Genomic DNA, 8,896 nt, shown 5'->3' with positions numbered 1-8,896 from the left:
AGCGCCTTGAGCAGGCTGTGCATCAGGTTGATATCGACCATCGATGTCTCGTCGATGACGACAATATCCGCATTCAACGGATTGGCCTCGTTGCGAAGAAATCCGCCTGCCTTGGGACTCCACTCCAGAAGCCGATGAATCGTTTTCGCTTCGCGCCCTGTTGCTTCGCTCATGCGCTTCGCGGCGCGTCCAGTAGGAGCCGCGAGAATGAGTGAGAGCCCTTTTTTGGCGAATATCGCGAGCAGACTATTCAGCAGAGTGGTCTTGCCCGTGCCCGGTCCGCCGGTAATTATCATCGTCTTGGCGTGGCACGCCGTTTGGATGGCCTTTTTCTGTTCCGGGGACAATTGAATCTTGAACTCTTTCTGGACCCATTCAATCGCGCGCTCGACGACAATGGGCACCGGCTCATGCGGCACGCTCAGCATTCGCTTGATCAGAAGCGCGCACCCTGTCTCCGCGGCATGGAGTTGAGGCAGGTATACGCGGTCTTCCTCTTTGACGATGCGTTGCTCGCGTTCCAAGGCCAACATGGCATCCGCAACGACAGACTCATTCACGTTGAGCAGTTCTGTCGTCGTGCGGAGCAGCGCGTCGGCGGACGCAAAGACATGCCCTTCGAACATAGATTCGCCCAACACGTGCAAGACACCCGCCGCAGCCCGTTTCGGCGAGTCCTTTTCGATTCCCAAGCGATTCGCGATAGCATCGGCCGACTTGAACGCAATGCCGGCGATGTCATCCGCGAGCCGATAGGGGTTGTCGCGCAGAACCGCTACCGCGGCATCGCCATACCGTTTGTATATCTTCGCGGCCTGCGCCGCGCCGATGCCGTGCCCTTGAAGGAACAGCATGATGGATTGGATCGCCTTCTGCGCTTCCCACGCGGTTCGGATTTGTTGCGCGCGCTTGCGGCCGATGCCTTCCACGGAACGCAGCCGGTTCGGTTCCTCGTCGATGATGCGCAACGTTTCCACCCCGAACGCGTCGACGAGGCGCTTGGCGAACGTGGGGCCGATTCCCTCAATCAGCCCGGACCCCAGGTACTTCTCGATGGCTGACGCCGTCGCGGGCATAACTGTCTGGTACTTCTCGACGCGAATCTGCCGGCCGAACTTTTTATCGTCGACACAACGCCCCCAGATTCGAATCGTCTCGCCGGGAGAAATGGCAAGGCCGTTGCCGACGAACGTCGTGAGATACGGCTTACCCTCTTCCTGTAGCCGGGCGACAATGAACCCACTATCCTGGCTTTCGAACACGATGCGCTCGACCGTTCCTTCGGCGCAAACGAGGGGATCCTCTCCTTGCGCGTCAAGCGCATCGCGAATGGTGGTTTGCCGTCCAGGAACCCAGTCATCATTCATGACGATGACGCCCTACCATTTCGAATTCCTTATCCCCCGAGCGGAACGCTATCGAAACGGCGAATCATGATCTCGTCCACTGCCGCGCGCGGGCTAAGCGATGCGAGATAGATGCACGTTTCGGCGATGTCTTCGGGGGTCATCCAATCGGTCTTGTCGCGATCCGGCATGGCCTCCTGAGCGAGGCGAGTGTCCACACCTCCGGGACAAATGCTATGGACTCCGATACCGTAGGCGCGCAATTCAAGGGCAAGGGTTCGGGTGAGGCCGTTAAGTCCGAACTTGGACGCGCAGTAGGCGCTTTGGTTCAGGATGGGTTTCAAGCCGGCCACACTCGAGATGTTGATGATACGGCCCGAACGTCGCGCCATCATCGACGGCAACACCGCTTGCGTGCAATAGAAGGGCGCAGTGAGATTGACGTCGAGTGTACGCTGCCATTCCTCGGGGGTGAGTTCCGTGAATGGCTTGAAGCAGGCATAGCCTGCGTTATTCACAAGTATATCGATGGCTCCAAATTGCTTAAGCGCTGAGTCGACCATCGCACGGACTTGGGTCGCGTCTGTTACATCGCACACGACTCCAAGGGCAGGGACTCCCGCATCTTCGACCAACTTGACTGTTTCGTCCACTTCCGACTTCGTGCGGGCAGCGGCAACTACGGCGCAACCGCGCGCGGCAAATGCCACGGCAATCCCCCTGCCGATACCGCGACCCGCGCCGGTAACTAGAATCGTCTTTCCTTTGAGCATGGCACCTCCTGAATGACCATGGGAATGATACCGATTCACGCGCGTTCAGATACAGAATCTATGTGGTACCACCTGATATACTCCGCGCATGTCCGAACCTACTGACTCAAAGATGAAGAACCAGTGGGCGATTCTTGCCCGAGTTCGGTCATTTCTTCTCCCCAATCCCGCGTATGAATGCGATCGCCCGCCTCGCCTTATCCGGCGCGCCATACTGTGTCTGCTGGCGCCTCTGGCTATTCTGCTGACGTGGGTGTGCGCGTTCTTCCCCAAGATTGTCGAGCAAGTCTACGCAAATGCAATTGGGCCCGCTGTCACGCGAGCGCTATCTTCTGTATTTGGTTTGACGACACTCAACTTGAGCGGTTTCGTTGTAGTAGTTTTCTTGCTCTGGCTTCTGTGGCCCGCGCCGCGGGCCGTCTATCACGTTGTCAAGAGACGCAGACGCTTGAGCAACGCCTTGATCTGCGGCGTGGGACGAGTTGCGGCGACGTGCGGTATCGTGGGGGCGGCGTTTTATGCTTTCTGGGGAATGAACTATGCAAGAGCAGGGCTTATCGACCGGATGGGCTGGCGCGATCCTTTCGTACCCGAGGCGACTCCGCCACCCAGGGATGTCATCGAAGATGAAGTCGCTGGTCTATGCGAGCAACTTATTGAGGAAGCGAACCGCGCTTACGAGGCGGCCGTGGGGTCGCCGGACCTGGGCAAGGCTACGGGCGAAGATGTTACATGGGAGCGGTTGAATGCGAGTATCGACGAAGGGTACCGACGCGTTCAGAGGGAGTTCCGCCTTGTTCCGGCATTCGCGGAGGGACGAGGGCCTGCAAAACGCTTCTACTCGGGCGAACTGATCAGTACCTTGGGGATTGCGGGGTTCTATTTTCCCTGGACCGCCGAGGCGAACATCAATCCGTTCGTTCCCGGCTGCCAGCTCCCTTGTGTGATGGGCCACGAAAAGGCCCATCAGCGCGGAATTAGCAGCGAGGATGAAGCGAACTTTTTCGGTTATCTTGCGTGTGTCATGAGCGAGGACGAGTATGTCCGTTATTCGGGTCTTCTTTTCGCGCAGAGGCAACTCCTGTTTGTCCTGTTGGACCTCAATTTTGAACGTGCGGAGGCCCTCGCCAGCCAGCGGATACCGGGCGTTCAGCGCGACGTTGATTACATGAAGAATTTCTGGACACAGTATGAGGGACCAGTGCGTACGGCCAGCCTGGCGATGAACAACGCCTACTTGAAGGCAAATCGCGTCAAGGGGGGATTGCAGTCCTACAACCTCAGCGCAAAGCTACTGGTCATCTACTCGCGGGAGAACAGTGGGTTCTGCGTACCAAGCCACGATTAGCAGCAAGGAGCATTTCTTGTGCTTCTACCCGTATGCATGACACACCACTTTGCGGCACGTCTTGCTGTCACTGCTATGGTTAACAAGAAGATGAGGCCGCCGGTTGACCGGCGGCCCCAACTCTGTCTCGTTAGGAATAGCCTGCGAGAATAGGCTGATTTAGTTGTCGATTGCCGCGTCGTACGAAGCCACAGCACCGTTGACTGGCGCCGTGCCATTGATCTCGTACCGGCTGAACGAAACGTGGCCGTCCATGTACAACACGTTGGCGCCACCCGGAAGGTGATTGTAGTTTTCAGGCCTCGTGCTCAACCGATCCCACTGAATGTAGATTTCGCTCTGCGCTTTTGCGCTCGCCGCGGGATTGTTGATATCCGAAATCAGGAAGCGCTCGATCCCTTCCCTCAAGTGATACACGGTGCTACCACCGCTATTGCCGACGCCATCCGGAACATCAACGTCCCCATTTGTCACATCATTTAGTGCTGCGATCTCCGAATCAACACCGACAAGCGCTGCCGCGTGCGCTGCCACGTTGCTTGTAAGGGTCCTCCACATTTCAAGCGGTTGCAAGAGGGTCCCCGCCGGGAAATCATACGAGCCAAATGCTGTGACCATGCTTTCCGCCGCCGCACTCACGGCCGATCCATCAAACATGTATCCCATGTAAGCGTAGCAGGTGTCGCTCGTATTTGCGCAATTGGAGAAGTCACTGCACCCGTCGTTGTTGCTCCCTGGCGTTTCATTGGGATTGATTGACCCGAAAAGGCTGTTCCCATCCGCGGACGTGTAGTCCGGGGCAATGACAGACGGTGATGACGGACACTGGAAAATGGCTGCATCCGTCAAGTACTCGGGGTAAATTGACAGAATATCCGGGGCAGCATTGGCCGCGAGACCTACAGCCGAACCATACTTCTTGACTTTGATAAACAAGGACGGCAGCTTCTCTCCCTTTGCCTCATTTGCATACATTTTGTACACGAGGCCCAACTGTTTAAGGTTGTTTGCGCAACTCGCGCGGCGGGCAGCTTCCCGGGCCCTTGCCAGGGCCGGAAGCAGAATTGCTGCGAGTATGCCGATAATAGCAATTACAACCAGCAATTCGATGAGCGTAAATCCACGTCTCTTGACCATAATAGTGCGGTCTCCTTGCCTTGGAGGGAAAACTTCGGTCACCTGCAGCAACCCAAAAGTCACGCTCCACATAGCGTGTCCATCTGCAGCAAAATTGGACAGGCCCAACTGGGGTCGTACATCAGAAACGTACAAGAGGAGCAGGACATTTGTACCCAGGACGGTATCAACTCAAATTAGTTATAGCACGAGGTTACGGTGCTGTCAACGATGACGAGATGATCCAGCCATGTAGACACGTTGACGCAGCGTGCAGGGTGGTATATCTGACCAAAGCGACTAATGGCAGGATATTGGAGGCGCGGGACTATTCTCCCTGCTTGCACCTTGCCCCGCGATGGTAGGGGGTTGAAGGTGACACCGGCCCCACCACACTGACCTGCATGGCTGGAAAAGATGATAGCCGCGTCCTCAGCGGATCAGGACGCGGCCGCGGGAAGCTAGAGGGTTGGGGCCCTCGAGATGGGTTTATCCTCGCATCAATGGGCAGACTGTCTTTCCAAGAGGTCTGTCGCTGCACCACCAACGCTTGTCATATATACCGGCGGAATGCGCATTCGTTACTCACGACAGGAAAACGGTCCGGTCTTACCTAACACACTCCTAACCGCGCACTAATCCCGGCGCAATCGGTTGAGACTACGCTAGGCGGCGTAAGCTTTGAACGCGCCATTCCCCAGGGCTTTCTCGACCGGTTTCCGCCACGTCTTATTGCTCCAACCCGGTCGCGGGAGCCCTGTGATTTTGTCGGGGAATAGGCGGTTCGCGCCATCTTGCTTCGGTGTGCCACAATCGACTGATGCACGAACCATTGAGTACATTTCATCCACTCATAGCGACGTGGTTTGCGGAGCAAATCGGAAAGCCCACAGAGGCGCAGCAAGCCGCGTGGCCCGTCATCTCGCGGGGCGAGCACGTGCTCGTGACCGCACCTACCGGAAGTGGCAAGACTCTGACCGCCTTTCTGTGGGCGTTGAACCAACTGATTACCGGCGCATGGCCGCGCGGTGCCTTGCGGGTGTTGTATGTGTCGCCGCTGAAAGCGCTCAATAACGACATCCGGCGAAATCTTCTGTGTCCTCTCGAAGCGTTACGTCAGCGCTTTGAGGAAAACAGCGAACCGTTTCCGGAAATTCGCGTGGCGACCCGTAGTGGCGATACCGACCCCGCCGAGCGCCAACGGATTCTCCGGCGCCCGCCGGAGATTCTGATAACCACTCCGGAGAGCCTCAACCTGATGCTTTCATCGCGCAAGGCTATCGCCACGCTGACGGGCCTCCGCACGGTTATCCTTGACGAGATTCACGCGGTTGCGGGCACAAAACGGGGAACTCACCTCATCACCGCCGTAGATCGCCTTGTCGCGCTGTCTGGCGAATTCCAGCGGATCGCGTTGTCGGCGACCGTGAGGCCCGTCGAGGCCGTTGCAGAGTTTGTGGGGGGCTACACACTCAACGGAAGCGGGGTCTCGGCCCGGTACGACAAACGGCCGGTACAAGTCTTGTGCGCCACAACGGCCAAGACCTATGAGGTGGAGGTGCGATTTCCAGAAGCGTTTGAATCAGGGCCGTCGAAGTCCGGCGTACCGCCGGTCTTCGCGCGAATCGTTCGTGAACTAAAGGGAATTGTAAAACGGAATCGCTCGACGCTCATTTTCACGAACAACCGCCGCCATTGTGAACGCATCGCCATGATGCTCAATCAAGACGAACCGGAGATGCTGGCCTATTCACACCACGGATCGCTTTCGCGAGAGATGCGCGCGGTGGTCGAGCAACGGCTCAAGGCCGGCGAACTGAGAGCAATTGTGGCAACAAGCTCACTCGAACTGGGAATCGATATCGGCGCGCTGGACGAAGTTGTCCTTGTTCAGACACCGTTTTCGGCCGCATCGGCGTTGCAGCGCATCGGACGCGCGGGCCATCAGGTTGGCGCAGTCAGCAAGGGGACGGTCTTCCCAACGCATGGGCGCGATGCGCTTGATGCGGCGGTGATCGCGCGCGCTGTATTGGACGGTGAAATCGAAGAGACGAAGCCGATAGCCTACCCGCTCGATGTGCTGGCGCAAGTGGTTGTGTCAATGACGGGCACAGCCCAGTGGAAGATCGAGGATCTCTACGACCAAATCCGCACAACGTGGCCCTACCGCGAGCTTCCACGCACGCAATTCGACCTCGTGATCAACATGCTGGCGGGCCGCTATGAAGAGAGCAGGCTGCGCGCGCTTCAACCTCTCGTGTCGGTGGATCGTCTTGACGGAACGATATCCGCCAAGGACTCGGCATTGCGGACTCTCTATTCAAGCGGGGGGACTATCCCTGATCGCGGATACTTCACGATGCGTCATGCAACCACCCTCGCCAAAATCGGCGAGCTGGACGAGGAGTTTGTCTGGGAACGCACGGTCGGCGATGTGTTCTCCATGAGTCTCCAAACCTGGCGAATCCGTGACATCACTCACAATGACGTTTTGGTGGAGCCGGAGCGCTTGAAAGAGGCATTCATTCCGTTCTGGCGGGCAGAGGACCGTGACCGTGGCTATCAGGCTTCGCGCAGAATCGCGGAGTTCCTGGAAATGGCCGATCGCGAGCTGGACAGTCCGGAACTCGCGGCGCGTTTGAGTGGCGATCATCGAATGACCCGCGATGCGGCCGACGCTTTGGTCGAATTCCTCAAGCGCCAGCGCACCGCGACGCGTACTGCTTTGCCACACCGTCATCACGTACTCATCGAATATGCGCATGACGTTGAGACCGGCTCCGAATACCGGCGCGCCATCCTACATACGTTGTGGGGCGGGTGTTTGAACAGGCCCTTTGCTTACGCACTCGCTCAGGCATGGGAGGAGGCCCATGGACAGCACATTGATGTGCTGCCCGGCAACGACTGCGTAATGGTCGTCTTGCCCACGAACTGTGTTGAAATCGATCCGTTCGAGATGGTTACGTCCGCGAACGTGGAGAAGTTGCTCCGCGCAAGGCTGGAGCACACAGGTTATTTTGGGGCGCGGTTTCGCGAGAACGCGGCGCGCGCCTTGCTTCTGCCTCGACAATCGTTCAAGAGACGCATGCCCTTGTGGGTGACGCGCCAACGCTCCAAGCGATTACTCAGCGCGGCGGAAAAATTCGAGGATTTCCCCATACTCGTGGAGACCTGGCGTACCTGTCTGCGCGATGAAATGGATCTTGAATCCCTGCGCACGGCATTGGATGAAGTACAGTCGGGGCTAACGCGATGTTCGTGCGTGGAGACCGCTTCACCTTCACCGTTTGCGGAGAACAGCGTTTGGCGGCTGACCAGTCAGTTCATGTACGCCGACGATACCCCCACTCAGGGTGGAGCTTCGAACTTGAACAGCGATCTGCTCAGGGAAGCCGTGTTCTCACGCGACGCACGGCCAAAGGTGCCTAGCACTATAATTGAGACTTTTCGCCAAAAAGCGCAGCGCGTCTTTCCTGGCTATGCTCCGCGCACACCTGACGAACTGCTGGATTGGGCAAAAGAACGTCTCCTTATTCCGCTTCACGAATGGGAGGAGTTGGCCGAAGCCTGCGGTCGCGATACGGGGTCACCGTTCGGCAAGGTGGTTGGACCTGTTGCGCAGAAGCTGGTGCGACTGCGACTTGCGGGTGCAGCGAGCGATGCAATTGTTGCAGTCGAGACAATCCCCCGGATGCAGCGCGCCCTTTCCGTGAAGTGGACAGGCGCCTGTGTCGACCGACCGCCGATATCGGCTGCTTTCGCCAATCCTGAACCGGACGAATCGGAAGAGTGCGATTACCTTTCAGAATTCCTGGGCGAATGGCTTCGATTCTATGGGCCACTCGACAAAGAGTCTGTCTCCGCTGCCATTCCCGTTGCCAAATCCCGTCTCGAAGACGCGTTGGAATCGCTCGAACAATCCGAATCGGTTGTTATCGATCCGCTGACGGAAGGTGCGGAGACGCCGGAAGTATGTGACAGCGACAACCTGGAGATTCTTCTGCGCCTTCGCCGTGCCGCAGCACGCCCGGTCGTCAAGGCGCGTCCACTGCGCGATCTTCCCGTCTATGTTGCCGCGCACCAGGGCGTGGCGCGTCATCGGCACAACACCGGCGACCTACAGGCCGCCCTCGAATCGCTCTTCGGTCTTTCGATCAACGCATCCTTCCTAGAGACTGAGTTCCTTCCCGCTCGCGTGGGACATTACACCTCAACAATGCTCGACGGAATTACGGAACAAAGCGACCTCATGTGGTCAGGATGCGGCCCTCAGAAGATCCTGCTGTCGTTCCGATTCAATCGCGATTTGT

At 57.7% G+C, this 8,896-nt stretch carries 5 protein-coding genes; 2 read left to right on the top strand and 3 right to left on the bottom strand.

Going from position 1 to position 8,896, the window contains the following annotated elements; all coding sequences use genetic code 11:
* Together K1Y02_22985 and K1Y02_22980 are read right to left on the bottom strand one after the other, a co-directional pair.
* Positions 1-1,367: AAA family ATPase (locus K1Y02_22985; protein MBX7259245.1), on the bottom strand; the 1,367-nt coding region annotated here is incomplete at its 3' end.
* Positions 1,368-1,396: 29 nt separating this feature from the next.
* Positions 1,397-2,119 carry an SDR family oxidoreductase gene (locus K1Y02_22980; GenBank protein MBX7259244.1) on the bottom strand — a complete coding sequence of 241 codons (723 nt, stop codon included), beginning with the start codon at positions 2,117-2,119 and terminating at the stop codon, positions 1,397-1,399.
* An 88-nt stretch (positions 2,120-2,207) separates the two neighbouring features.
* Here K1Y02_22980 and K1Y02_22975 point away from each other — a divergent pair, with 88 nt between their 5' ends.
* Positions 2,208-3,467 (top strand): DUF3810 domain-containing protein, encoded by a 1,260-nt coding sequence (locus tag K1Y02_22975; protein ID MBX7259243.1) that lies wholly within the window; start codon positions 2,208-2,210, stop codon positions 3,465-3,467.
* Positions 3,468-3,626: 159 nt separating this feature from the next.
* Here the strand turns inward: K1Y02_22975 and K1Y02_22970 are convergent, their stop codons facing one another.
* Positions 3,627-4,604 carry a prepilin-type N-terminal cleavage/methylation domain-containing protein gene (locus K1Y02_22970; protein MBX7259242.1) on the bottom strand — a complete coding sequence of 326 codons (978 nt, stop codon included), beginning with the start codon at positions 4,602-4,604 and terminating at the stop codon, positions 3,627-3,629.
* A gap of 799 nt (positions 4,605-5,403) precedes the next feature.
* On the opposite strand from K1Y02_22970, the gene K1Y02_22965 reads away from it, so the two are divergent.
* Positions 5,404-8,896 (top strand): DEAD/DEAH box helicase (locus K1Y02_22965; GenBank protein MBX7259241.1); only part of this gene is annotated, 3,493 nt, incomplete at its 3' end.

This window comes from Candidatus Hydrogenedentota bacterium (assembly GCA_019695095.1).
Classification (GTDB): domain Bacteria; phylum Hydrogenedentota; class Hydrogenedentia; order Hydrogenedentales; family SLHB01; genus JAIBAQ01.
Note: the sequence above shows the minus strand (reverse complement) of the source record. Positions and strands in the feature narration are given on the sequence as shown.

What these genes read in the sequence shown, in the direction of transcription:
- K1Y02_22980 (MBX7259244.1), bottom strand. Translation starts at nt 2,119, where the DNA reads ATGCTCAAAGGAAAGACGATTCTAGTTACCGGCGCGGGTCGCGGTATC.
- K1Y02_22975 (MBX7259243.1), top strand. Translation starts at nt 2,208, where the DNA reads ATGTCCGAACCTACTGACTCAAAGATGAAGAACCAGTGGGCGATTCTT.
- K1Y02_22970 (MBX7259242.1), bottom strand. Translation starts at nt 4,604, where the DNA reads ATGGTCAAGAGACGTGGATTTACGCTCATCGAATTGCTGGTTGTAATT.